Origin of the sequence: Variovorax sp. Varisp36, assembly GCF_047304235.1 — a bacterium.
GTDB lineage: Bacteria > Pseudomonadota > Gammaproteobacteria > Burkholderiales > Burkholderiaceae_C > Variovorax.
On record NZ_JBGLYU010000011.1, the window covers coordinates 103,016 to 125,681 of the forward strand.

Below are 22,666 nucleotides of genomic sequence, written 5' to 3' on the forward strand. Positions count from 1 at the left end.
GGTGCGGCGCTTCCTATGACCTCCGCGCTCGATCCATCGCCGATGCCCTCACCCCAGCCCTCTCCCGCAAGCGGGAGAGGGAGGAAGGCCGCGCTCGCCCTTGCGGTCTTCGTCGTGCTGCTTGTCCTTCTTCGCCTGTGGCCCCACGCCCCGCTGAGCGAAACCGTCGGCAGCTCGCGCGCCGTCTATGCGCAAGGCGGCGAGCTGATGCGGCTCACGCTCGCGGCCGACGAACAGTACCGGCTCTGGGTGCCGCTGGAGCGCATCTCGCCCACGCTGGTCGATGCAGTGCTGCTGTACGAAGACCGGCGCTTCTACACGCACCCCGGCGTCAACCCTGCCGCGCTGGCGCGAAGCGCGTGGCGCATCGCCAGCGGCGAGCGCCGCCAGGGCGGCTCCACGCTCACCATGCAGCTCGCGCGGCGCGTGTACGGTATCGACAGCCGCACGCCCACCGGCAAGGTCGCGCAGATCTTCGCCGCGCTATGGCTGGAGGCGCGCTTCAGCAAGCACGACATCCTCGAGGCCTACCTCAACACCGCCCCCTATGGCGGCAACATCGAAGGCGTGCAGGCCGCGAGCCTCATCTACTTCCGCAAGGACGCCGCCAAGCTCAGTCTGCCCGAGGCGCTGACGCTCGCGGTGATTCCGCAGAACCCCGTCAAGCGCATCGCCGAGCGCGGCCGCAACGCCGAGCTGCAATCGGCGCGCGAACGCCTGTGGGCGCTGTGGGCCGAGCGCGATCTGGCGGCGAAGCAGCACGCGCCCGACGCGCAGCTCGCGCTCTCGGCACAGTCGCGCGGCAGCCTGCCTTTTCTGGCACCGCACGCCACCGACATGCTGCTCGCGCAGGAGCGTGGCGTGCAGGAAGTGCGCACCACCATCGACCTGCGCATGCAGGCCACGCTCGAACGCGTGATGGGCCAGTACCTGCGCGCGCACGCCGACGTGGGCATGAGCAACGCGAGCGCGCTGTTGCTCGATGCGTCGACGATGCAGGTGCGCGCGATGATCGGCTCGGCCGACTTCCGCAACGACGCCATCTCGGGGCAAGTCAACGGCGTTCTGGCCAAGCGCTCGCCGGGCTCCACCCTCAAACCCTTCATCTACGCGCTGGCGCTCGACCAGGGGCTGCTGCATCCGAAGACCATGCTGAAGGACGCGCCCACCTCCTTCGGCCCTTACACGCCTGAGAACTTCGACCACCGCTTCGCCGGGCCGCTGCCCGCGCAGGAGGCACTGATCCGCAGCCGCAACGTGCCCGCGGTGGCCGTGGCAGCGAAGCTCTCGAAGCCGGGGCTCTACGACTTCATGCGCCTGGCCGGCGTGCAGAAGCTGCAGGGCGAATCGCACTACGGTCTCGCGCTGGTGCTCGGCGGCGGCGAGGTCACGCCCGAGGAGCTGGCTGGCATGTATGCGACGCTGGCCAACGGCGGCATCTCGCAGCCGATCCGCTACACGCAGCCCGCGCCCGGCGAGCGGCCCGTGCAGCCGCTGCGCTTGCTGAGCGAGGAAGCGTCGTTCATCACGCTCGACATGCTGCGCCACACGCCGCGCCCCGACACCACGCTGCCCGCACGCCCGGCCATCGCGTGGAAGACGGGCACGTCCTGGGGCTTTCGCGACGCGTGGACGGCCGGCGTGTTCGGCCGTCACGTGCTGGTGGTGTGGGTCGGCAATTTCGACGGCACCAGCAATCCCGCGCTGGTGGGCGTCGACGCCGCCGCGCCGCTGTTCCTGCGCATGGTCGATGCGCTGCGCGCCGAGCGGCTCGACCCGGGCGAAATCGCATCGCGCCAGCCGGCGGACCTGCGCCAGATCGAGGTCTGCGCCGCGACGGGCGGCCTGCCCGATGCGATGTGCCCGGTGCGCACCATGACATGGTTCATTGCCGGCAAGTCGCCGATCCAGGTCAGCAACCTGCACCGCGCAGTGTGGGTCGACGAAACGACCGGCAAGGTGGTCTGCGGCCCGCAGCCCAATGCGCGCCAGCAGGTGGTGGAGCAATGGGGCAGCGACATGCGCCGCCTGTTCCGCCAGGCCGGCCTGCCACGCGCGAGCGCGCCTGCCGACGGCTGCGAGAAGGATGGCGATGCGCCGGAAAGCGCGCCGCTCATCACGTCGCCCTTGCGCGGCGTGCGCCACACGCTGCGCGTGAAGAAGCCCGAGCCGCTGGTGCTGCGCGCCGAGGCTGCCGCGGGCACGCAGGCCGTCTACTGGTTTGCCGACGATGCGCTCATCGGCCGCGCCGAGCCCGGCGAAGGCATCACCTGGATGCCCGATCTCTCCGTATCGGGCCGGCGCTATGTGCTGCGCGCGGTCGACGACCAGGGCCGCGCGGAGTCGCGCGAAGTGACGGTGGACGTCGCTCCTTGAAAGGATGTCATGGCCGCGTCATGCCGCCTCGGCATGGTCACGCGTTTTGAACTCGAACGCCTTCCTTTCCATGACGCGCATCGCCTCCCTGTCTTTCATCGCTCTTGCCGCTGCACTCGCGTGCGGCGGCGCGACGGCCCAGACCGCCTTCCCCTCCACGCTCGCCGGCCACGCCGTCCTGCCCGCGCAGAGCTTCGTCGCTGCGCCCAAGGACGCGCCGGCCGACCTGCAGGCCAGCGGCAAGTTCACGACCGGCAAGCGCGTCGAGGCGATCGGCTCGGTCGAAGGCCTGTCGGCCGGCCGCGGCACCGGCGTGTCGCTGCCCTTCAAGGGCCAACCGCTGCAGGGCCACTCGGGCATCAAGAAGATGGACGACGGCAGCTTCTGGATCCTCACCGACAACGGTGCCGGTACCAAGGCCAACTCGCCCGACTTCATGCTCTACCTGAACCACTACAAGGTGGACTTCAAGAGCGGCAAGTTCAACCGCCTGAACACCATCTTCCTGCATGACCCGGACAAGAAGGTGCCCTTCCGCATCGTCCACGAAGGCACCAAGCAGCGCTACCTGACGGGCGCCGACTTCGACCCCGAGAGCTTCCAGTTCGCCGGCGGCGCGCTGTGGATCGGCGAGGAGTTCGGACCCTTCCTGATCAAGGCCGACCTCAAGGGCAAGGTGCTCGCCGTGCACGACACGCTGGTCGACGGCAAGGCCGTGCGCTCGCCCGATCACCCCGCAGTGACCACGCCAGGCATGCCCGGCGGCGCGGTCGATTTCCAGATCAAGCGCTCCAAGGGCTTCGAGGGCATGGCCTCGTCGAAGGACGCAAGCAAGCTCTACGCGCTGCTCGAAGGCCCGGTGTGGAATGCCGAGGCCAAGGACTACGAACGCGTCGACGGCAAGGAAGCGCTGCGCGTGCTGGAGTTCGATGTGGCCACCGAGAAGTGGACGGGCCGCCACTGGAAATACGTGCTCGAAGCCAATGGCAACGCCATCGGCGACTTCAACATGATCGACGCAACCACCGGCTTGATCATCGAACGAGACAACGGCGAAGGCACGAGCGACAAGGCTTGCCCCGAAGGCCAGAAGCGTACCGACTGCTTCCACGACATCGCGAAGTTCAAGCGCGTCTACAAGGTCGAGCTGAACGACGCGAACGCGGGCGGCCCGGTGCGCAAGATCGGCTACATCGACCTGCTGAACATCGCCGACCCCGACAAGCTCGCACGCAAGCCGCTGAACGACGGCGTGCTGAAGTTTCCCTTCTTCACCATCGAGAACGTCGACGTGGTGGACGCCACGCACATCGTGGTCGGCAACGACAACAACCTGCCGTTCTCGAGCAGCCGCGAGCCGAACAAGGCGGACGACAACGAGCTGGTGCTGCTGGAAGCGGGCGCGTTGCTGCAGGCGAAGTAAGCGGCCTGCCGCGAGGGCATCGGCACCGCCTTGCTGTCTTTCAGGTGTCCGTGCCGCGCTGCTGCACCAAGGTCATCGCGAACTGGCCGTTGCCGACCGACCAGTCCGAGTAATCATTTTCGTGAGTGAAGATGAAAACGTCGGCTGGTGCGATGCCAGCCTGGTGTTCCAGGTTGTGCGCGATCTGGCCATAAAGTGTCCGTTTCATCGCATCGCTGCGCCCCCGGCGCATGGTGATCTCGACCACGATCACGCGATCGGAACGTGCCACGCCATTGAACCTGCGATCGAAAAAGAAATGGTCGGCCCTGTACGGGTTCACCAGGTTGAACAGCTCGTCCTCCGGCATCCCGATACTGCCGACCAGTGCGTCGTGGATGCCTCGCACGATGGCCTGGCATTGAGCGGGAGGCGTGTCTTCAGGGACGGCGGTGCGAATGAAAGGCATGGTGACGGACTCCAGCAAAAGCGATGCATGCCGCCGGACGATTCCGGACAGGTCATGCGCCGTTTGTAGGCGCCGCAAAGCAAAAAACGAACCGATGAATTTGCCGGTGCTATGTGCAATAAAGTCACTTCACCATGAAACAGCATCTTCGCCACATGAACGCGCTGCGCGCCTTCGAAGCGGCCGGCCGTCTGGGCCGCATGACCCTGGCCGCCGACGAGTTGCATGTCACGCCTGGTGCGATCAGCCGGCAGGTGCGGCAACTCGAGGATGCGCTCGGCGTCGTGTTGTTCGAAGGGCCGAAGAACCGGCCGGTGCTGACCGTTGCCGGCAAGTACTTGCAGCCGACCCTGTCGGCGGCCTTCATGCAGATCGAACAGGCGGTGGATGCCATGCTTGAGCGGCAGCACACGACATTGGACGTCTCCTGCCTCAGCACCTTCACGATGCGCTGGCTCATTCCGCGGCTCTACGATTTTCATGCGAGCCAGCCGGACATCGGCGTGCGGCTCAAGACCACGGACCAGAGTGCGGCAACGCCGGTGTCGCGCAGCGACGTCGCGATCTCGGTGGCGCAGGACGAAGACGAGGAGGCGACGCCTGCCGATGTGTTCCTGTTCGACGAACTGCTCGGCCCCGTGCTGGCTCCCGGCCTGGCCGACCGGTTGCGGCTCGGCGAGCCGGCCGATCTCGAGAACCGGGAGATCCTGCAGACGCGCACGCGGCGCAATGCCTGGTCGATGTGGAGCGCATCGGTCGGCAGCGCGGTGCGAGTTTTGCCCGGCACGGAGTTCGAGCACTACTACTTCACGCTGGAGGCTGCGATCGGCGGCCTGGGCATCTGCATCGCGCCCTGGCATCTCGTGATGGACGACGTGCGGGCGGGACGATTGACCGCGCCCTTGGGCTTTCATGCCAGCGGCTACCGCTATGTCGCCAGGCGCAACGGCACCCGGGACGAGGCGGCGCGACTGTTTTGCGACTGGCTTCAGGCCCAGGCCATGGCGATGCCACAGCCCGGGCCGCTCGGCCCGCGGGCCGTCAGGCCCGCATCAGCGCCTCGATCTCGTCCGCCTTCACGGGCACGCCGCGCGAGATGAGCTCGCAGCCGGTGGCCGTGACGATCGCGTCGTCCTCGATGCGGATGCCGATGCCGTGGAACTGCTCCGGTACGCCGTCGGCGGGCCGCACGTAGATGCCGGGCTCCAGCGTCAGCACCATGCCCGGATGCAGGATGCGGCTCGGGCGGTTCTTGATGACCTCGTTCGACAGCGGATCCTTGCGCTCGCTCACCTCGCCAATCTGCGTGGGCTCGACGTAGCTGCCGCAATCGTGCACGTCCATGCCGAGCCAGTGGCCTGTGCGGTGCATGTAGAACTGGAAGTAGGCGCGCGAGTCGATCACGTCGTCCACGCCGCCCACCTTGTTGGCGTCGAGCAGGCCGAAGTCGAGCATGCCCTGCGCCAGCACCTTCACCGCGGCGTCGTGCGGATCGGTGAAGCGGTTGCCGGCCTTGGTGACGGCGGCCGCGGCGTCCTGGCTGGCCAGCACGAGGTCGTACAGCGCGCGCTGCGGGCCGGTGAACTTGCCGTCGGCCGGGAAGGTGCGGGTGATGTCGCTCGCATAGCCGTCGAGTTCGCAGCCGGCGTCGATCAGCACCAGATCGCCCTTGCGCAGCGGTGCCGCATCGGCGCGGTAGTGCAGCACGCAAGCGTTGGCGCCGGCCGCCACGATGGAGTAGTAGGCCGGGTACTGCGAGCCGCCAAGGCGGAATTCGTGCAGCAGCTCGGCGTCGAGGTGGTACTCGCGCGCGTCCTTGCCCTCGCGCAGCATGCGGGCCGAGAGCTGCATCGCGCGCACGTGGCCGCGGGCGCTGATCTGCGCGGCGCGGCGCATGATGTCCTGCTCGTGCGCGTCCTTGATCAGGCGCATCTCGTCGAGCGGGCCACACAGGTCGCGCTGTTCCTCGGGGCACAGCGCGCCGTAGCGCACGCGGGCGCGAACCGACTGCAGCCAGCCGTCGATGCGGGTCTCGAGGCCCTTGTGGATGGCGAACGGGAACCACACGGTCGAGCGGTTCTCGAGCAGCTTCGGCAGCCTGGCATCGAGGTCGGCGACCGAGAAGGCTTCGTCGACACCGAGTGCCGCGGGTGCCGCGTCGGGGCCGAGGCGGTAGCCGTCCCAGATCTCGCGCTCCAGGTCCTTCGGCGCGCAGAACAGCGTGGCGCGGCCATCGCCCGCCAGCACCAGCCAGGCATTGGGCTCGGTGAAGCCGGTCAGGTAATAGAAGTAGCTGTCGTGGCGGTAGAGGAAATCGGTGTCGCGGTTGCGCGGGCGTTCGGGCGCGGTCGGGATGATCGCGATGCCGTCCTTGCCCAGCTGCGAGGCGAGGCGCGCGCGGCGCTCGGCGTAGATCGTGGTGGTGGCTGCTGAAGTCATCTGCTTGGCGTGTTCAGTTGGGCGAGTCGTTCGGGGGTGCCCACATCGGTCCAGGGGCCGGTGTAGAGCTCGGCGCTCACGAGTTCATTGTCCATCGCGGCGCGCAGGATCGGTGCCAGCGGGGCTTTGCGGCCGGCCGGGTTGCCGCTCGGGATGTCGCAGTACGGTGGCGCGAAGAGCTCGGCGCGGTACAGGCCGATGGTCGAGAAGGTGAACTTCCGGTCGGCCGTGTTGAGCGCGAGGCCCCCGGCGGACAAGCCGAAATCGCCCTTGAGGTTGTGCGCGGGGTTTGGCACCAGCCACAGGTGCGCGAGCTTGCCGCTGGCGACGAAGCGGTCGACCGAGTCTTGCGTGAAGGCGAAGTCCGGCGCGAACACGTCGCCGGCCGCGACCCAGAACACCTCGCCGAGCAAAGGCAGCGCACGCACGATGCCGCCGGCCGTCTCCAGCGCGCCGCCGAAGTCGCGGCCCTCGTCGGAATATGAAATCGACAGTGCCGCTGGCCCCTGCAACAAGGGCTTGGCGCCGAACCGCTCGGAGATCTGCGTGCCCAGCCAGTCCGTGTTGACCACCAGCTCGGTGAACCCGCCCGCGGCCAGCGCTTCCATCGGCCACTGCATCAGCGGCTTGCCGCGCACTTCGAGCAGGGGCTTGGGAGTGATGTCGGTCAGCGGCCGCATGCGTTCGCCGCGCCCCGCGGCCAGGATCATGGCCCGCACGGAAATCGAAGCTGCGTTCGTCATCGGCTGATTCTTTCGGGAAACACCGAGGAGCCGGCTTTGCCGGGCCTCTGGTGTTGCCCCCGGCAGGGGGTGGGAGAAGCGACACGAAGTGCGCGAAGCCTGGGGGCGAGTGTCATTTCCGCCCGCGCTGCAGTTCGTTGCGTTCGCTGTGGAGGGGCTGGAACAGCGCCACCAGGCATTCCATCAGCGCATGCGCCTTGGCCGAGTGGTCGCCGCTGAAATTGCAGACGTACACGTCGAGCGTCACGCCGCGCTGCTCGGGCCAGGTGTGGATGCACAGATGCGATTCGGCCAGCAGCACCGTGGCCGTGACCCCGCCCGGGCCCTGCGGCGTGGCCGGAAAACCATGGACCAGCCTGCCCACCGCCTGCAGCCCGGCGGCGTCCACCGCCTTGAGGCAAACGGCGCCCAGGGCCTTCTGGTCGGTCAGCCATTGAAGGCCGCATTGGCAGTCGTGAAGGTCGGCGGTGAGGTGCAGCCCGTGCATGGGGCGCAACTCTAGCAGTCCGGCCGCTGCACAAGAGAGCATCGGGCGGGCGTTTGCCCTGTATCGGCGGGTGTCCGGGCTCGCCCGGTAAAATCGCGGGTTCCCCCTATCTCCTCCCACCCTTTTCCCCCGAAAGTCCACCGCAAATGGCAAACCACGCCCTGATGGCCAACGCAATCCGCGCTCTGGCCATGGATGCCGTCCAACAAGCAAATTCCGGACATCCGGGCGCACCGATGGGCATGGCCGACATGGCCGTCGCACTCTGGGGCGAACACCTGCGCTACAACCCCGCCAACCCGCACTGGTTCGACCGCGACCGCTTCGTGCTGTCGAATGGCCATGCCTCGATGCTGCTGTACTCGGTGCTGCACCTCACGGGCTACGACCTGCCGATGGAGGAAATCAAGCACTTCCGCCAGCTGCACAGCAAGACCGCCGGCCACCCCGAAGTCGACGTGACGCCGGGCGTCGAAACCACCACCGGCCCGTTGGGCCAGGGCATCACCAATGCCGTGGGCTTCGCGCTGGCCGAGAAGCTGCTCGCTGCCGAGTTCAACCGCAATAGCCACCACGTCGTCGACCACCACACCTACGCCTTCCTGGGCGACGGTTGCATGATGGAAGGCATCAGCCACGAAGCCTGCGCCCTCGCTGGCGCTTGGCACCTGAACAAGCTGATCGCGCTGTACGACGACAACGGCATCAGCATCGACGGCCAGGTCAAGCCCTGGTTCATCGACAACACCGAAGAGCGCTTCAAGGCTTACGGCTGGAACGTCATCGGTCCGATCGACGGCAACGACGCCAAGGACGTGTCCAAGGCCATCGCCAAGGCCAAGAAGGAAGAATCGAAGCCCACGCTGATCATCTGCAAGACGACCATCGGCAAGGGCAGCCCGAACCGCGCCGGTACCGCCAAGGCGCACGGCGAGGCGCTGGGCGCCGAAGAAATCAAGCTCACCCGCGACGCGATCGACTGGCACTACCCGCCCTTCGAGGTCCCGGCCGAGGTGTACGCCGACTGGGACCACAAGGCCGAAGGCGCGAAGACCGAAGCCGCCTGGAACGACAAGTTCACCGCCTATGCCGCCGCGTACCCCGAACTGGCCGCCGAGTTCACCCGCCGCATGAAGGGCGAGCTGCCCAGGGACTTCCACCAGGTCGCGTTCGACACCGTGGTCGCCGCCCACACCAGGGGCGAGACCGTCGCCAGCCGCAAGGCCAGCCAGCTCGCGCTGGAAGCCTTCACCGCCGCGCTGCCCGAAATGCTCGGCGGCAGCGCCGACCTGACCGGCTCGAACCTCACCAACACCAAGAGCACCGCCGCGCTGCGCTTCGACGCCAAGACCGGCGCCGTCGTACTGAACGCGCCCCCTGCGCCGCTGGTGCTCCAGGGCGCCGAAGACGAAGCCGCACAAGGCGCCGCCGTCGAGCCGCCGCACGGCGAGATCGGCCGCCACATCAACTACGGCGTGCGCGAGTTCGGCATGGCCGCCATCATGAACGGTGTGGCGCTGCACGGCGGCTACATCCCCTACGGCGGCACCTTCCTCACCTTCAGCGACTACAGCCGCAACGCCATCCGCATGGCCGCGCTGATGAAGCGCCGCGTGATCCACGTGTTCACGCACGACTCCATCGGCCTCGGCGAAGACGGCCCGACGCACCAGTCGATCGAGCACGCCGCGTCGCTGCGCCTGATTCCGAACCTCGACGTCTGGCGTCCGGGCGACACCGCCGAAACGGCCGTGGCCTGGGCCGTGGCGCTGCAAAACCAGTCGCGCCCGACCGCGCTGCTGCTGAGCCGCCAGAACATCGCCTACGCACCGAAGAGCGAGCTCGGCGACATCAGCCGCGGCGCCTACGTGCTGTCCGAGCCCGAAGTCGTCGGCCTCAAGAGCAAGAAGACGGCCGCCGTCATCATCGCCACCGGCTCCGAGGTGCCGCTCGCACTGGCGGCGCAGAAGCTGCTGGCCGAGAAGAAGATCGCCGTGCGCGTGGTGTCGATGCCCTCGACCACCACCTTCGACCGCCAGGACGTGGCCTACAAGAAGAGCGTGCTGCCGAAGAAGATTCCGCGCATCGCCGTCGAGATGGGCTGCACCGGCGGCTGGTGGAAGTACGGCTGCGCGGCCGTCGTCGGCATCGACACGTACGGCGAGTCGGCACCGGCGCCCGCGCTGTTCAAGCACTTCGGTTTCACGGCGGAGAACGTTGCCGCCACCGTGGAAGCGGCGCTGCGCGACTGACGTCGCACAGCCCGCTTTCCCGTCCGATCACGATTTTTCAACCTTTAGGAGCAAGTCAGATGGCTATCAAACTCGGTATCAACGGCTTCGGCCGCATCGGTCGCAACGTGCTGCGCGCAGCGGTGCAGAACTTCAAGAACGACATCGAGATCGTTGCCATCAACGACCTGCTCGAGCCGGACTACCTCGCCTACATGCTCCAGTACGACTCGGTGCATGGCCGCTTCAAGGGCGAAGTCACGGTTGAAGGCAACACGCTGATCGTCAACGGCAAGAAGATCCGCCTCACGCAGGAGCGCGACCCGTCGCAGCTCAAGTGGAACGAGGTCGGCGCCGACATCGTGCTCGAATCGACCGGCCTGTTCCTCACGAAGGAAACGGCGCAGAAGCACATCGACGCGGGCGCGAAGAAGGTCATTCTGTCGGCACCGTCGAAGGACGACACCCCCATGTTCGTCTACGGCGTGAACGACAAGAAGTACGCCGGTGAAGCCATCATCAGCAACGCCAGCTGCACCACCAACTGCCTGGCGCCGCTGGCCAAGGTGCTGAACGACAAGTGGGGCATCAAGCGCGGGCTGATGACCACCGTGCACGCTGCTACCGCCACGCAAAAGACCGTGGACGGCCCGAGCAACAAGGACTGGCGCGGCGGCCGCGGCATCCTGGAAAACATCATTCCCTCGAGCACCGGCGCCGCCAAGGCCGTGGGCGTGGTGATCCCCGAGCTCAACAAGAAGCTCACGGGCATGAGCTTCCGCGTGCCGACCTCCGACGTGTCGGTGGTCGACCTGACCGTGGAGCTGGTGAAGGAAGCCACGTACAAGGAAATCTGCGCCGAAATGAAGGCACAGAGCGAAGGCGCGCTCAAGGGCGTGCTGGGCTACACGGAAGACAAGGTGGTGGCCACCGACTTCCGCGGCGACCCGCGCACCTCGATCTTCGACGCCGAAGCCGGCATTGCGCTCGACGGCACCTTCGTGAAGCTCGTGAGCTGGTACGACAACGAGTGGGGCTACTCGAACAAGTGCCTGGAGATGGTGAAGGTTGTTTCGAAGTAAGGCTTCGAGGCTTCAATGAAGAACGCGCCTGCGGGCGCGTTTTTTCATGGTGCGTTCAACGCAGTTTCTCGTTCCTGCGAACCTCGCTGCTCAATTGCGACGTCAGCCGCGTCGCAGCCCTTCGCGCCGCCAGCCCGAAGTCGCCCTTGAATTCGCCGAACTCCGCCGTGCCGTTGCCCGCCGCGCGCACGCGCGTGACTTCGGCGCCTGCCGCATCGGTCACCACGCATGCCACCTCGGCGGTGAACGACGTCGGCGGCCAGCTGATCCACGACGACGAACTGGAGGCGGTGGTGATGCGCGGTGCGAACACCAACGACACGCCCGTCGCCTCGTTCGCCTTCGCGTCGGCCGCGGTGCGCAGAACCACCACGTCGCGGTACACCGCGCGCAATGCGTCGCGTATCGACTTCTCGAGGTCGCGGTACGGGTAGTAGCTCACGCGGTCGCCGCTGCCACCGGGCGTGATCACTTCCATGTCGCGGTCGGCGTCGGTCATCACATAGGCGACCTTCTTCGGGACCAGGTGCGCCTGCGAGCGCGGCGGCGCAGTCTCGGTGATCATGGTGATCGGGTGCACGCATCCCGCGAGCAGCAGGGCCGCGAACGCCGCGGTCGCGGCATGTCGAATCGCGGTCATTGGAAGGAAGAAGAACGGCATCATCGAAGCGCCTCCGGACCTTGGGGATGTCTGCCGTCAACGGCCGATGGCGGCCACGAACTGCGGATCGGCATACACCTCCCGCAGCAGGGCGCGCACGAGGCGCGGATACGCGGCCTGCCCCGCCGGCACGGCGACGATGTTCGCGTAGCTCGAATCGAAGGCGGTCTCCGCACGGTAGGTCTTGCGCAGGCGCGGCGTGGCGTCGCGCATGACGGTCACCTCCACGTCCATGCGGCCCGTGCCGTTGATGAGGCCCAGGTCGATCTCGTTGGCCAGGATGCGCGCCGCGATGCGCGTCGGCGCCTTCGGGTCGTAGGCCGAGATTTCGGCGAGGTCGCGCATCAGCGCGTCCTGCAGGTACTGCGCGAAGCTGCCGCTGGGCGACACCAGCTTCGCGCCGCGCAGGCGCACCGTGTTGACCTTGTCTTCCGTATCGACGGGCTGCGCCTTCGCGACGGCCACCATGCCGGGGCGCGTGGCCTCGAGCCGGTCGAGCGTCTCGTAGTCGGCCGCATAGGGCGGCGCGAGAAGCGGCGCGCAGCCGGTCGTCAGAAGAACGGCTGCCAGCAACCCACCGGTTGCGATGGCGGCGCGCAAGCGGAAACCATGCGAACGAAAGATCGCCATGTCTTCGGTCCCTCTCTCCGTGGGGCATCGGTGATGCCTGCTCTCCCGCCGCGACGGTAGCACGCATCGCGGCGCGCGCGAAGCCGGGCTTGCGCCTGCGGCCTCAGGCAGGTTCGAGCACGTGGATCAGCTTGCTGTCGACGAATTCCTTGGTCTTCTCGCCGTGGGCTTTCATGTGCGGGGCCACGGCATGGGCCTGCAGGTGCGCCAGCGTTTCCCACTTCTCGACGACGACAAAGGTGTCGGGGCCGAAGCTGGCCTTGGACGTCGGAATGCCTTGCGCATCGACCGTGGCGGCGTATTCGATGCAGCCCGCTTCGGCCAGCACGGCCGCGCGGTTCCCGGCGAAGGCTTCGAGCAGTCTGGCGCGCTGGCCGGGCTTGGCGGTGATGACGGCGACGACGTGAATCATTGAAAGAGTCTCCAGTGGGTAAAAGATGCGACGGTCGAATCTAAGAGAAACGGTGCCGCCGTGCAGGTCCGGTCCGCGACAACACCACGGCCTCGTTCCTGGCATCGCCTGCATGTTCTTCCCGCTGGCCGCGCGGTCTCGCCATGTGTCTGTCCGATTGTTGAATGCAGGTTAACGATGGATTGACTTCGAGCGCGAATCGTTGGGTGCACCCGCTCCTAAAGTGGCAGCTCCCCAGCAGCATTCCATGAAGGACATCGATGAGCAGCTACAGCATTGCCACCATTCCCGGCGACGGCATCGGCAAGGAAGTGATCCCGGCCGGACGCGAAGTGATGGAGGCGCTGGCCGCAGCCTCCAACGGCGCGCTGAATTTCACCTTCGAGGATTTCGGCTGGGGCGGCGATTACTTCCGCGAGCACGGCGTGATGATGCCGGCCGATGGCCTCGACGCGCTGCGCAAGAAGGACGCCATCCTCTTCGGCTCCGCCGGCGACCCGCACATTCCCGACCACATCACCCTCTGGGGCCTGCGCCTGAAGATCTGCCAGGGCTTCGACCAGTACGCCAACGTGCGCCCGACGCGCATCCTGCCGGGCATCGACGGCCCGCTCAAGCGCTGCGGCCCGGACGACCTGAACTGGGTCATCGTGCGCGAGAACTCCGAAGGCGAGTACGCCGGCGTCGGCGGCCGCGTACACCAGGGCCACCCGATCGAAGCCGCCACCGACGTGAGCATGATGACCCGCGCCGGCGTCGAGCGGATCATGCGCTTCGCCTTCAAGCTGGCCCAGTCACGCCCCCGCAAGCTGCTGACCGTCATCACCAAGAGCAACGCCCAGCGCCACGCGATGGTGATGTGGGACGAGATCGCGCTGCAGATCTCCAGGGAGTTTCCGGACGTCACCTGGGACAAGGAGCTGGTCGACGCCTCCACCGCGCGCATGATCAACCGGCCGGCATCGCTGGACACCATCGTCGCGACCAACCTGCATGCCGACATCCTCAGTGACTTGGCTGCCGCGCTGGCGGGCAGCCTGGGCATTGCGCCCACCGGCAACATTGATCCCGAGCGGCGCTATCCCTCGATGTTCGAGCCGATCCACGGCTCGGCCTTCGACATCATGGGCAAGGGGCTGGCCAATCCGGTCGGCACCTTCTGGTCGGTCGTGATGCTGCTCGAGCACCTGGGCGAAGTCCAGGCCGCGCGCCGCGTGATGGAGGCCGTGGAGCACGTCACCGCGAACCGGTCGCTGCACACGCGCGACCTCGGCGGCAACGCCACCACTGCGCAGGTGACGCGTGCCGTGTGCGAGCACATCGCCAGTGCGCGGCAAGGCCTCCCGGCCTGAACCCAGGCCCCCGCCGCGGCGCGCCTCGATGCAGCCGGGCACGACAACAACGAGCCAGAGACAAGACCATGACCGCTTCTTCTTTCCCTTTCATCCAGGGCAGGCGCACCGTGCTGCGGGCCGGCGCCCTGGCGCTGGGCCTGGGCACTGCCGCACTGGCCTTCGCGCAGCCGGCCGCCTGGCCCACGCGGCCCCTCAGCCTCGTCGTGCCCTTCCCGGCCGGCGGCACCACCGACGTGTTGGCCCGTGCGCTGGCCGAAAAGCTGTCGCAGTCCCTCGGCCAGCCTGTCGTGGTCGAGAGCAGGCCCGGCGCGGGCGCCACGCTCGGCGCCGATTACGTCGCCAAGGCCAAGCCCGATGGCTACACGCTGCTGATGGGCGCGGTGCACCACACCATCGCCACCAGCGTCTACAAGAAGCTGCCCTACGATTTCCAGAAAGACCTGACGCCGATCACCGTCGTGGCCATGGTGCCCAACGTGCTGGTCATCAACGCGGCCAGCACGCCCGCGAAGAACGTGGCCGAGCTGGTTGCGCTCGCCAAGGCCGCACCCGGCAAGCTGGCCTATGGCTCCAACGGCAACGGCACGGCGCAGCACCTGATCGGCACGCAGTTCCAGGCCAGCACCGGCACCACGCTGCTGCACGTGCCGTACAAGGGCAGCGGCCCGCTCACCACCGACCTGCTCGGCGGGCAGGTGGCCATGTCCTTCGACACCATCACGCCGGTGCTGCAGCACATCAAGGGCGGCAAGCTGCGCGCGCTGGCCGTGACCACCGTGCGCCGCTCGTCGGTGCTGCCCGACGTGCCGACGCTGGAAGAGGCGGGTCTCAAGGGCTTCGACATCGGCACCTGGTTCGGCGTGCTCGCGCCGGCGGCCACGCCGAAGGAGATCGTTGCGCGGCTCAACACCGAGATGGTGAAGATCATCAGATCGCCCGACTTCGCGCAGCGCATGCAGGCCATCGGCGCCGAGCCGCTGGGCGGCACGCAGGAAGAGATGGCGCGGCAGATCCGCGAAGAAACCGCCAAATTCGGGAAGCTCGTGAAGGAAGGCGGCGTGGCGATCGAATAGGCCGATGGGCCGGCGCCGTACGGAGCAGTTCGTTACGCGGAAGACACACCTCGGCGGCGCCGGCACCGTGCGGAGGCCATAGGATCGGGGCCTTCGAATTCATCGCTGCCGTCCTGCCCATGTTCATCGCCACCCTCACCTACACCCGCCCCCTCGAAGAGGTCGATGCGCTGATGGACGCGCACATGACCTGGCTCAAGAAGCACTACGAAAGCGGGTTGTTCGTGGCGTCGGGGCGGCAGGTGCCGCGCACGGGCGGCGTGATCCTCGCGCGCTCGGGCGACCGTGAGGGGCTCGAATCGGTGCTGGCGCGCGACCCGTTCGTGCAGGGTGGTGTCGCGCGGGTGGACGTGACCGAGTTCGTGCCGAGCATGACCGCTCCCGGCATGGAAGCCCTGAAAAAATTCTGATTGCCCGCCTCCGGTCAGCCTGCGGGGGTTTCCTTGCGGCCGTCCGGATGGAGCGCGAAGCGCGCAGCCTCGCGGCCGTGCACCGGCGCCGGGTCGTTCCACGGCCAGCCGCCGAACTGCGTGCGGCGGTAGTCGGCCATGGTCTGGCTGATCTCGGCCTGCGTGTTCATCACGAAGGGGCCGTACTGCGCCACCGGCTCGGCGATCGGGCGGCCCTGCAGCACGAGGAATTCGCTGGCTTCGTCGTCGCCGTTGACCAGCTCGACCGCGGCATCCGCGCGCAGCTCGACGGCGGCCGGGCCTTCGATGCGCTGGCCGGCGACGTACGCCATCGCGCCCTTGAAGAAATAGAGCATCCGTCGCGTGCCCTCGCCCGTGGCGGCCGGCAGCGTCCATTGCGCGCCGGGCGTCATCTTCAGCGTCCAGATCGCCACGTCGGCACCGGCCTGCGCGGCCCATGAATCGGGTGGCGGCGAGAGCGGGTGGATCGGCTCCTGGCCGTCCGTTGCATCGCCGAGGCGGCCGGCGATCACCGCGACCTCGGTGCGCCCGCCCTTCGCGTCATCGGATGCGAAGCGCGGAATGGCCTCCGACCAGAACATCGTGAAGTGCGGCTCGGCCATCTTGTTCTTCGCGGGCAGGTTGAGCCAGATCTGGAACAGCTCGAGCGGATTGGCCGCGCCGTTGTCGAGCAGCGGGAACATCTCCGAATGCACGATGCCCTTGCCGGCCGTGAGCCACTGCACGTCGCCACCGCCGAAGCGCGCGGTGGCGCCCAGCGAATCGGAATGGTCGACCAGCCCCTTGCGCACGATGGTCACGGTCTCGAAGCCGCGGTGCGGATGCGAGGGAAAGCCCGGCACCGTGTCGCCGTGGTACATGCTCCAGCCGTCCTTGCGGCTGAAGTCCTGGCCGATCTGGCGGCCGGCCAGCGACGCCTCGGGGCCCATGCGGCCGTTGGCCTTCGGGTAGGCGTCGTCGTGGTACACGCAGAACAGGAACGGGTCGATCGTCTGCCACGGGAAACCGAGGGGTGCGATCTTCACGATGGGGCTGTTGCGCTCGTTGTTGTTGTCGGACATGCGGTTGTTCCTTTCCAGGTGAGGCTCGGCCGATGATGCCTTGCCGGTGCCTGGAATATCGGGCCGCCGCCGCCTTCCGGTAGACGCCTTCCCTGCAACAGTGAAGAGCGCGTATGGAACGATCGGCATCAGGGGTTCTGATGCGTCACCGCGGCGTTGGGATCCATGTACATCAACTCCCAGAGGTGGCCGTCGATGTCCTGGAAGCCGTGGCCGTACATGAAGCCATAGTCCTGCGGCTCGCGCGGCACCGTGCCGCCGGCGGCCACCGCCTTGGCGACCATGGCATCGACTTCGGCGCGGCTCTCGCACGACAGGCACAGCAGCACTTCGGTGCTCTTGCTGGTGTCGGTGAGGCTCTTGGTCGTGAAGGTCTTGAAGAAGTCCTCGACCAGCAGCATGGCGTGGATGCTGTCTTTCTGGATCACCATGCACGCCGCATTCGCATCGGTGAATTGCTCGTTGAAGGTGTAGTCCAACGCAGCGAAGAAAGCCTTGGACTTCTCCAGGTTCTTGACGGGGAGGTTCACGAAGATCTGCTTGTTGGCCATGGTGTTTCCTGTGTCTATGAAGGGATGGATCGGCTGCTTGCCGGCATATTTGTGTACGCCGTCCACAAAAGATATCAAAGAAAATGGACGGCGTCCACATCTTCTTTCGATCGAGCGGATCGAGCGCACGACGGAGCCATTGCGGGGAGCGAAAAAGACGGAGCATCATGGCCGCATGGAAATCGAGTTCAAGTTCTGCATTCCCGACGGCCGCCTGAAAGCCGTCGAAGCCGCCCTGAAGCGCGGCGCCGTCGTACGCACCCGCCTGCAGGCCCGCTATTTCGACACCGCCGACCAGCGGCTGGCCGCCCACGGCATGGTGCTGCGGCTGCGCAAGGAGGGACCGCGCTGGGTGCAGACGGTGAAGGCCACCGGCGACAACGCTCTGCACCGCCTGGAGCACAACGTCGACCTGGGCACGGCGGGCGCGGCGCCGCAGATCGATCCGCAGCGCCATCAGGGCACGCCCGTGGGCGACCGGCTCGCGAAGCTGCTGGCCGACGGCGGCGGCGCGCCGCTGGTCGAACGGCAATCGACCGACATCGTGCGGCTCACGCGCGACGTGCGCGTTGCGGGGCCCGATGGCGCGGTGGTGGAAATGGCACTCGACGTCGGCAAGGTCGCCGCGCACGCGGGCACGGCCGGGCAACGCGAATCGCCGGTGTGCGAATTGGAGCTCGAGCTGAAGCGCGGCGACGTGCAGGGCCTCGTGTCGCTCGCACGGCGTTGGTCGCAGCAGCATGGGCTGTGGTTCAGCACCGTGTCCAAGGCGCAGCGCGGGGGGCGCTTGCTGGCGGCGCAGGAGACCGTGGAGGCGGTGAAGGCCGAAGCGCCGCGCTTCGGCGCGCAGCACCCCGACGGGCGGGGCGTTCAGCAGGCCGTGGTGGCGTCGTGCCTGGCGCAGATGCTGCCCAATGCCAGCGAGATCGCGGCGGGCAGCACGGACGAAGAGCAGATCCACCAGTTGCGCATCGGCATCCGCCGGCTGCGCACGGCGCTGCGCGAACTGGCGGAGCTCGACACGGCTTCGGGCCTGTTCGACGCGGCCAATTGGGAGCCGCCGCTGGTCGACGCCTTCCGCGCGCTCGGGGCATTGCGCGACCGCGAACAGGTCGTGAAGCTCGCGCAGCCCCGGTTGAGCAAGGCGGGCGCGCCGGATTTCGACCCACTGGCCGGCGACGACACGGCAGCCCATACCCCCTCGCCCGGCGACGTCGTGCGGGCCCCGGCATTCCAGAACGTGCTCGTTTCGCTGATCGGCTTTACCGCCGCGAAGCCCGCGGAAGCCTCATCGGAATCCGTGCCGATCGACGCCGATGCAGCCCACCGCCTGCTGCGTGAACACCTGCAGCATCTGCACAAACAGGTGCGGCGCGACGGCAAGCGCTTCGAGTCGCTCGACGCCGAAAGCCAGCACCGCGTGCGCAAGCGGCTCAAGCGCCTGCGCTACCTCGCCGAGTTCGTGGCGCCGCTGTTCGAGAAGGGAGACGGCAACGCCGCCGGGCGCTACCTGAAAGCACTGCGCCCCGCGCAGGACGCGCTGGGCGAGTTCAACGACGAGGCCGTGGCGCTCGCGCTGTACCGCGAAGCCGCCGCGCGCGATGCGCGTGCGTGGTTTGCGGTGGGCTGGTTCAGTTCAAGGCGCGCGGCCGGCGCGAGCGCTTGCCGCAAGGCGCTGGAGAAGATCGGGGATGCGCCGCGGTTCTGGAAGAAGAGCTGAACGGCCGGGCGCCTCTCGGGTTCAGTGATGGTGCCCGTGCGCCCCATGCACATGCCGGTGCTCGATTTCCACCGGCAGCGCCGTGCGCACGTCCGTCACCTGCAGGCTGAACTTCAGCGCCTTGCCGGCCCACGGATGGTTGCCGTCGAGCAGCACGACCGGGCCCTTGATCTTGGTGACCGTGAAGACATGCTCGCGCCCATCGTCGAGCCGGCCCTGCAGCTGCCCGCCCACCTTCACGCCCGGCGGAAAGTCGGTCTTGGGAATGCTGCGCACCAGCGTTTCGTCGCGCTGGCCGAAGGCGTCTTCGGGCGCGAGGTTCAGCACGGTCTGGTAGCCCTTTTCCTTGCCATCGAGCGCTTCCTCGATCTTCGGCAGCGTGTTCTCGTACCCGCCATGCAGGTAGGCCATGGGCTCGGGGCTGGCTTCGATGAGCTTGCCCTGGGCGTCGGAGACCTTGTACTTGATGGTGACGACGGTGTCTTTTTCGATTTTCATGGGGTGGCATTTTCAGTGGAAACGAAAAAGGCGCCAGCGCTCAGGCCTTCCGTGGAGGCGGTGGCTCCTGCAGCACGTCGATCTGGTCGAGCTTGCCGATCACCAGGTCGATGAACGCCGACACCGCCAGCGGCAGGTGCTTGCGGCTCGGATACACCACACTGAGCCCTCGCCCGGTGTACCGGTACTGCGGCAGCACGCGCACCAGCCGTCCCTCCTGTTCGTCGCGCGTCGCCATCGCCGGCGGCAACTGCGCGATGCCCAGCCCGGCCAGCGCCGCCTTGCGCAGCGCCTGCGCCGTATTGCCGGTGAATCGCCCGGTGACCTGCACTTCTTCCTCGACCCCATCGGGTCCCGCCAGGCGCCAGGTGGTGGTGCCGGCAGCGTGCGGCGGTGTCACGCAGTCGTGGTTCGCGAGGTCCTGCAGGTTCCGGGGCTCGCCGCGCCGCGCGATGTAGTCGGGACTTGCCAGCAGGCCGCCGCTGCGCGTTGCCAGCCGCCGGCCGATGTAGCCCGAATCGCGCAGCACGCCGCCCCGGAAGGCCACGTCGATCTGCTCCCCGATGAGGTCTGCGCTCGCGTCGCTGAGCACGAAGTCGAGCTTGACCAGCGGATGCGCCGCCAGAAAGTCCGAGACCCATTCCATCGGGAAGAAATCGAAGAAATCCGCCGGCGCGGCCACGCGCACGAGGCCGCTGGGCTTCTGCCCTCCGGCGACCAGCGCCTGCCCGGCCGCCACCAGCCCGTCGATCGACCCCGCGCACTGGTCATGAAACTCCCGCCCGGCGCTGGTCAGCGTCAGCTTGCGGGTCGAGCGCTGCATCAGCCGCGTGCCGAGCTGCGATTCGAGCTGCTGGATGCGCCGGCTCACGGTGTTCGGCGGCAGGCCCTGCCGCCGGGCCGCTTCGGCGAAGCTGCCGTGGCGCACCACCTGCACGAACAAGGCGATGTCGTTGAGGTCGAGCATGATGGGCTGATTCCTTCGATCTGTGGATGAGTGCAATCCGACTCTACCGTCTAGTCGATCAATGGGTGGGTGCCTAACCTTGTGCCCATGACTTCCACATCACTTCCTTCTCCCTCCTCCACCCCGGTGCAGCGCCGCATCGTCTGGGGCGTCCGCATCCTTCTGGCGCTGGCTTTCGGCGCCGCAGGCGCCGCCAAGCTGGCCGGAGTGCCGCAGATGGTCCAGGTGTTCGAGGCGATCGGCTTCGGCCAGTGGTTCCGCTACCTGACCGGACTGGTCGAGGTCGGCGGGGCATTGCTGCTGCTAGTACCCGCGACCGGCTTTCTCGGCGGCCTGCTGTTGGCCGCGACCATGGTCTGCGCCGTGGCCACGCACCTGGGGCTGATCGGCGGCAACCCCGCGCCGGCGGTGGTGTTGGGGCTGCTGTCGGGCTTCGTCGCCTGGCGCACGTGGCCCGTGTCCCGGCCGGCTGCCGCTGCCGCCTGACCCCTTTTCTTCAACGTTCCCGGAGTACCCCATGACACAGCAACAACCCCGCATCGGCGTCATCCTCGGCTCTATCCGCGAAGGCCGCTTCGGCGAGAAGCCCGCGCAATGGATTCATGAGATCGCGAAGCAGCGCACCGACCTCGCCTTCGAGCTGGTCGACCTGCGCGACCATCCGCTGCCCTTCTTCAACGAGGCAGGCGCGCCGGCCTGGGGGCCGGTAAAGAACGAGGCCGCACAGCGCTGGCAGGCGAAGCTGGCCACCTTCGATGGTCTGGTCGTCGTGACGCCCGAATACAACCACGGCCCGAGCGCGGTACTGAAGAACGCGATCGACTGGGCCTACAAGGAATTCATCCGCAAGCCGATCGGCTTCGTGGGCTACGGCGGGGTGGGCGCGGCGCGCGCGATCGAGCAGCTGCGGCTGGTGGCCGTCGAGATGCAGATGGCCCCCGTGCGCAACGCCGTGCACATCGGCATGGTCGAGTTCCTGGGCATCTGGCAGCAGGGCAAGAGCTTCGGCGACTTCCCCCACCTTGCGCAGGCCGCCACCGCCATGCTCGACGACATCGCCTGGTGGACCAAGGCACTGAAGAACGCGAGGGAGGCCGCATGATGACCACCGCTGTCGAAATACCGGCCCGCGCCATCGTCTACCGCACGCGCGGCTCGCGCCATGGCGGCATCACGCGGCTGATGAGCCCCGGCGACCTGGGCGAATTCCTCAAGCCCTTCGTGTTCCTCGATCTCTTCGGCTTCGACGTCACGGGCGGCCACAAGGGCTTCGGCCTGCACCCGCACTCGGGCATCGCCACGCTGACCTGGCTGATGGAGGGCGACACGCTGTATGAAGACACGACCGGCGAGCAAGGCACGCTGCTCGGCGGCGGCGTCGAGTGGATGCGCGCCGGCAACGGCGTATGGCACACCGGCGCACCCGCGCCGGGCGTGGAGCGCGTGCGCGGTTTCCAGCTGTGGGTGGCGCTGCCGGCCTCGGAAGAGAACGCACCGGCGCAGAGCATGTACCTCGCGCCCTCGCAGGTGCCGAAGGAAGGCCCGGCGCGCGTGCTGCTCGGGCGCTACGGCGCGGCGCAGAGCGCGATTGCCGCGCCGGCGTCGATGAACTACCTGGCCGTGGAGCTGAAGGACGGCGAGCGTTGGCGCTACACGCCGCCCGCGGGCCACACGGTGGGCTGGGTCGCGGTCAACGTCGGCGGGCTCGAAGCGGACGACGGCACGGGCGGCCCGATCGTCGCCGGCGAACTCGCGGTCTTCGAAGAGTCCGCCGAGGCCATCGACTTCGTGGCCCGTGGCGATACGGCCTTCGTGCTGGGTTCGGCGGTGAAGCATCCGCACGAACTGGTGATGGGCCACTACTCGGTGCACACCAGCAAGGCGGCGCTCGACCAGGGCGAGGCCGAGATCCGGCGCATCGGCGCGCGGCTGCGCGCAGAAGGCCGCCTGCCCTAGCACTTCATCGGTGCGCCTGGGCGCACCACTGACATATCCAGCCACGCCGGGCGCCCCGGCGGAGGGGGGGGCGCCGCCCCGGGGGGGGGGGGCGCCGGGGCCCGGGGGGGCCCCGGTGACCG

The 22,666-nt window shown here is 67.7% G+C and carries 23 protein-coding genes; 12 read left to right on the forward strand and 11 right to left on the reverse strand.

Going from position 1 to position 22,666, the window contains the following annotated elements:
* The first annotated feature begins 42 nt into the window (after nucleotides 1-42).
* Together pbpC and ACCD11_RS09605 are read left to right on the forward strand one after the other, a co-directional pair.
* A complete protein-coding gene (gene pbpC, locus ACCD11_RS09600) occupies nucleotides 43-2,376 on the forward strand; it encodes a penicillin-binding protein 1C (RefSeq protein ID WP_413313671.1) in 2,334 nt (777 codons plus the stop codon).
* A 70-nt stretch (nucleotides 2,377-2,446) separates the two neighbouring features.
* Complete coding sequence (locus ACCD11_RS09605; RefSeq protein ID WP_413313672.1) at nucleotides 2,447-3,799, forward strand: esterase-like activity of phytase family protein; 1,353 nt, start codon at nucleotides 2,447-2,449, stop codon at nucleotides 3,797-3,799.
* Nucleotides 3,800-3,839: 40 nt separating this feature from the next.
* Here ACCD11_RS09605 and ACCD11_RS09610 read toward each other — a convergent pair whose 3' ends face one another.
* Nucleotides 3,840-4,247, reverse strand: a complete 408-nt coding sequence (locus ACCD11_RS09610; protein WP_007828549.1) for a tautomerase family protein — start codon at nucleotides 4,245-4,247, stop codon at nucleotides 3,840-3,842.
* Between the two features lie 134 nt (nucleotides 4,248-4,381).
* Between ACCD11_RS09610 and ACCD11_RS09615 the strand changes: the two genes are divergently transcribed.
* On the forward strand, nucleotides 4,382-5,347 hold the full coding sequence (locus ACCD11_RS09615; protein ID WP_413313673.1) for a LysR substrate-binding domain-containing protein: 966 nt from the start codon (nucleotides 4,382-4,384) through the stop codon (nucleotides 5,345-5,347).
* Here the strand turns inward: ACCD11_RS09615 and ACCD11_RS09620 are convergent.
* From ACCD11_RS09620 to speD, 3 genes are all read right to left on the reverse strand, one after another.
* Entirely contained in the window at nucleotides 5,289-6,686 is a 1,398-nt protein-coding gene (locus ACCD11_RS09620) for an aminopeptidase P N-terminal domain-containing protein (RefSeq protein ID WP_413313674.1), read from the reverse strand. The two genes, ACCD11_RS09615 and ACCD11_RS09620, sit on opposite strands and share 59 nt — an antisense overlap.
* Nucleotides 6,683-7,396, reverse strand: coding sequence for a nucleotidyltransferase family protein (locus ACCD11_RS09625; RefSeq protein ID WP_413313690.1), 714 nt, complete (start codon nucleotides 7,394-7,396; stop codon nucleotides 6,683-6,685). Before ACCD11_RS09625 ends, ACCD11_RS09620 begins: the two co-directional genes overlap by 4 nt.
* 145 nt (nucleotides 7,397-7,541) lie before the next feature.
* Entirely contained in the window at nucleotides 7,542-7,916 is a 375-nt protein-coding gene (speD, locus tag ACCD11_RS09630) for an adenosylmethionine decarboxylase (RefSeq protein ID WP_413313675.1), read from the reverse strand.
* Between the two features lie 146 nt (nucleotides 7,917-8,062).
* On the opposite strand from speD, the gene ACCD11_RS09635 reads away from it, so the two are divergent.
* Nucleotides 8,063-10,168 (forward strand): transketolase family protein, encoded by a 2,106-nt coding sequence (locus ACCD11_RS09635; protein ID WP_413313676.1) that lies wholly within the window; start codon nucleotides 8,063-8,065, stop codon nucleotides 10,166-10,168.
* A gap of 59 nt (nucleotides 10,169-10,227) precedes the next feature.
* On the forward strand, nucleotides 10,228-11,229 hold the full coding sequence (gene gap, locus ACCD11_RS09640) for a type I glyceraldehyde-3-phosphate dehydrogenase (RefSeq protein WP_007828559.1): 1,002 nt from the start codon (nucleotides 10,228-10,230) through the stop codon (nucleotides 11,227-11,229).
* Nucleotides 11,230-11,284: 55 nt separating this feature from the next.
* Here gap and ACCD11_RS09645 read toward each other — a convergent pair whose 3' ends face one another.
* The 3 genes from ACCD11_RS09645 to ACCD11_RS09655 all read right to left on the reverse strand — a co-directional run bounded on the left by ACCD11_RS09645 (nucleotide 11,285) and on the right by ACCD11_RS09655 (nucleotide 12,932).
* Nucleotides 11,285-11,869: a hypothetical protein gene (locus tag ACCD11_RS09645; protein ID WP_413313677.1), complete on the reverse strand. Its 585-nt coding sequence runs from the start codon at nucleotides 11,867-11,869 to the stop codon at nucleotides 11,285-11,287.
* 57 nt (nucleotides 11,870-11,926) lie between these two features.
* Nucleotides 11,927-12,520, reverse strand: coding sequence for a hypothetical protein (locus tag ACCD11_RS09650; RefSeq protein ID WP_413313678.1), 594 nt, complete (start codon nucleotides 12,518-12,520; stop codon nucleotides 11,927-11,929).
* A 103-nt stretch (nucleotides 12,521-12,623) separates the two neighbouring features.
* Nucleotides 12,624-12,932, reverse strand: a complete 309-nt coding sequence (locus ACCD11_RS09655; RefSeq protein ID WP_413313679.1) for a putative quinol monooxygenase — start codon at nucleotides 12,930-12,932, stop codon at nucleotides 12,624-12,626.
* Nucleotides 12,933-13,192: 260 nt separating this feature from the next.
* On the opposite strand from ACCD11_RS09655, the gene ACCD11_RS09660 reads away from it, so the two are divergent.
* The 3 genes from ACCD11_RS09660 (at nucleotide 13,193) to ACCD11_RS09670 (ending at nucleotide 15,770) form a co-directional block, all read left to right on the forward strand.
* Complete coding sequence (locus ACCD11_RS09660; RefSeq protein WP_007828563.1) at nucleotides 13,193-14,284, forward strand: tartrate dehydrogenase; 1,092 nt, start codon at nucleotides 13,193-13,195, stop codon at nucleotides 14,282-14,284.
* A 68-nt stretch (nucleotides 14,285-14,352) separates the two neighbouring features.
* The gene (locus ACCD11_RS09665; protein WP_413313680.1) at nucleotides 14,353-15,360 is read left to right on the forward strand and encodes a Bug family tripartite tricarboxylate transporter substrate binding protein; all 1,008 of its coding nucleotides are present in this window, start codon (nucleotides 14,353-14,355) and stop codon (nucleotides 15,358-15,360) included.
* A gap of 119 nt (nucleotides 15,361-15,479) precedes the next feature.
* Nucleotides 15,480-15,770, forward strand: a complete 291-nt coding sequence (locus ACCD11_RS09670; RefSeq protein WP_413313681.1) for a YciI family protein — start codon at nucleotides 15,480-15,482, stop codon at nucleotides 15,768-15,770.
* A 14-nt stretch (nucleotides 15,771-15,784) separates the two neighbouring features.
* Here ACCD11_RS09670 and ACCD11_RS09675 read toward each other — a convergent pair whose 3' ends face one another.
* A complete protein-coding gene (locus tag ACCD11_RS09675; RefSeq protein ID WP_413313682.1) occupies nucleotides 15,785-16,852 on the reverse strand; it encodes a pirin family protein in 1,068 nt (355 codons plus the stop codon).
* 128 nt (nucleotides 16,853-16,980) lie between these two features.
* Complete coding sequence (locus tag ACCD11_RS09680) at nucleotides 16,981-17,403, reverse strand: VOC family protein (protein WP_413313683.1); 423 nt, start codon at nucleotides 17,401-17,403, stop codon at nucleotides 16,981-16,983.
* A 175-nt stretch (nucleotides 17,404-17,578) separates the two neighbouring features.
* Between ACCD11_RS09680 and ACCD11_RS09685 the strand changes: the two genes are divergently transcribed.
* A complete protein-coding gene (locus tag ACCD11_RS09685; RefSeq protein ID WP_413313684.1) occupies nucleotides 17,579-19,123 on the forward strand; it encodes a CHAD domain-containing protein in 1,545 nt (514 codons plus the stop codon).
* Between the two features lie 21 nt (nucleotides 19,124-19,144).
* Here ACCD11_RS09685 and ACCD11_RS09690 read toward each other — a convergent pair whose 3' ends face one another.
* Nucleotides 19,145-19,621 carry an FKBP-type peptidyl-prolyl cis-trans isomerase gene (locus tag ACCD11_RS09690; protein ID WP_007828578.1) on the reverse strand — a complete coding sequence of 159 codons (477 nt, stop codon included), beginning with the start codon at nucleotides 19,619-19,621 and terminating at the stop codon, nucleotides 19,145-19,147.
* Nucleotides 19,622-19,661: 40 nt separating this feature from the next.
* Nucleotides 19,662-20,588, reverse strand: coding sequence for a LysR family transcriptional regulator (locus ACCD11_RS09695; RefSeq protein WP_413313686.1), 927 nt, complete (start codon nucleotides 20,586-20,588; stop codon nucleotides 19,662-19,664).
* Nucleotides 20,589-20,675: 87 nt separating this feature from the next.
* On the opposite strand from ACCD11_RS09695, the gene ACCD11_RS09700 reads away from it, so the two are divergent.
* The 3 genes from ACCD11_RS09700 to ACCD11_RS09710 are packed head-to-tail and all read left to right on the forward strand — an operon-like array spanning nucleotide 20,676 to nucleotide 22,544.
* Complete coding sequence (locus ACCD11_RS09700) at nucleotides 20,676-21,074, forward strand: DoxX family protein (protein ID WP_413313687.1); 399 nt, start codon at nucleotides 20,676-20,678, stop codon at nucleotides 21,072-21,074.
* A gap of 31 nt (nucleotides 21,075-21,105) precedes the next feature.
* Complete coding sequence (locus ACCD11_RS09705) at nucleotides 21,106-21,690, forward strand: NADPH-dependent FMN reductase (protein ID WP_056594711.1); 585 nt, start codon at nucleotides 21,106-21,108, stop codon at nucleotides 21,688-21,690.
* Nucleotides 21,690-22,544 (forward strand): pirin family protein, encoded by an 855-nt coding sequence (locus ACCD11_RS09710; RefSeq protein WP_413313691.1) that lies wholly within the window; start codon nucleotides 21,690-21,692, stop codon nucleotides 22,542-22,544. Before ACCD11_RS09705 ends, ACCD11_RS09710 begins: the two co-directional genes overlap by 1 nt.
* The last annotated feature ends 122 nt before the right edge of the window (nucleotides 22,545-22,666 follow it).

Bases quoted from the DNA above. Each gene is read 5' to 3' on its own strand.
- speD (WP_413313675.1), bottom strand. From the start codon at position 7,916: ATGCACGGGCTGCACCTCACCGCCGACCTTCACGACTGCCAATGCGGC.
- ACCD11_RS09625 (WP_413313690.1), bottom strand. From the start codon at position 7,396: ATGATCCTGGCCGCGGGGCGCGGCGAACGCATGCGGCCGCTGACCGAC.
- ACCD11_RS09675 (WP_413313682.1), bottom strand. From the start codon at position 16,852: ATGTCCGACAACAACAACGAGCGCAACAGCCCCATCGTGAAGATCGCA.
- ACCD11_RS09620 (WP_413313674.1), bottom strand. From the start codon at position 6,686: ATGACTTCAGCAGCCACCACCACGATCTACGCCGAGCGCCGCGCGCGC.
- ACCD11_RS09685 (WP_413313684.1), top strand. From the start codon at position 17,579: ATGGAAATCGAGTTCAAGTTCTGCATTCCCGACGGCCGCCTGAAAGCC.
- ACCD11_RS09660 (WP_007828563.1), top strand. From the start codon at position 13,193: ATGAGCAGCTACAGCATTGCCACCATTCCCGGCGACGGCATCGGCAAG.
- ACCD11_RS09610 (WP_007828549.1), bottom strand. From the start codon at position 4,247: ATGCCTTTCATTCGCACCGCCGTCCCTGAAGACACGCCTCCCGCTCAA.
- ACCD11_RS09700 (WP_413313687.1), top strand. From the start codon at position 20,676: ATGACTTCCACATCACTTCCTTCTCCCTCCTCCACCCCGGTGCAGCGC.
- gap (WP_007828559.1), top strand. From the start codon at position 10,228: ATGGCTATCAAACTCGGTATCAACGGCTTCGGCCGCATCGGTCGCAAC.
- ACCD11_RS09635 (WP_413313676.1), top strand. From the start codon at position 8,063: ATGGCAAACCACGCCCTGATGGCCAACGCAATCCGCGCTCTGGCCATG.
- ACCD11_RS09645 (WP_413313677.1), bottom strand. From the start codon at position 11,869: ATGACCGCGATTCGACATGCCGCGACCGCGGCGTTCGCGGCCCTGCTG.
- ACCD11_RS09665 (WP_413313680.1), top strand. From the start codon at position 14,353: ATGACCGCTTCTTCTTTCCCTTTCATCCAGGGCAGGCGCACCGTGCTG.
- ACCD11_RS09680 (WP_413313683.1), bottom strand. From the start codon at position 17,403: ATGGCCAACAAGCAGATCTTCGTGAACCTCCCCGTCAAGAACCTGGAG.
- ACCD11_RS09650 (WP_413313678.1), bottom strand. From the start codon at position 12,520: ATGGCGATCTTTCGTTCGCATGGTTTCCGCTTGCGCGCCGCCATCGCA.
- ACCD11_RS09705 (WP_056594711.1), top strand. From the start codon at position 21,106: ATGACACAGCAACAACCCCGCATCGGCGTCATCCTCGGCTCTATCCGC.
- ACCD11_RS09615 (WP_413313673.1), top strand. From the start codon at position 4,382: ATGAAACAGCATCTTCGCCACATGAACGCGCTGCGCGCCTTCGAAGCG.
- ACCD11_RS09710 (WP_413313691.1), top strand. From the start codon at position 21,690: ATGACCACCGCTGTCGAAATACCGGCCCGCGCCATCGTCTACCGCACG.
- ACCD11_RS09690 (WP_007828578.1), bottom strand. From the start codon at position 19,621: ATGAAAATCGAAAAAGACACCGTCGTCACCATCAAGTACAAGGTCTCC.
- ACCD11_RS09605 (WP_413313672.1), top strand. From the start codon at position 2,447: ATGACGCGCATCGCCTCCCTGTCTTTCATCGCTCTTGCCGCTGCACTC.
- ACCD11_RS09695 (WP_413313686.1), bottom strand. From the start codon at position 20,588: ATGCTCGACCTCAACGACATCGCCTTGTTCGTGCAGGTGGTGCGCCAC.
- pbpC (WP_413313671.1), top strand. From the start codon at position 43: ATGCCCTCACCCCAGCCCTCTCCCGCAAGCGGGAGAGGGAGGAAGGCC.
- ACCD11_RS09655 (WP_413313679.1), bottom strand. From the start codon at position 12,932: ATGATTCACGTCGTCGCCGTCATCACCGCCAAGCCCGGCCAGCGCGCC.
- ACCD11_RS09670 (WP_413313681.1), top strand. From the start codon at position 15,480: ATGTTCATCGCCACCCTCACCTACACCCGCCCCCTCGAAGAGGTCGAT.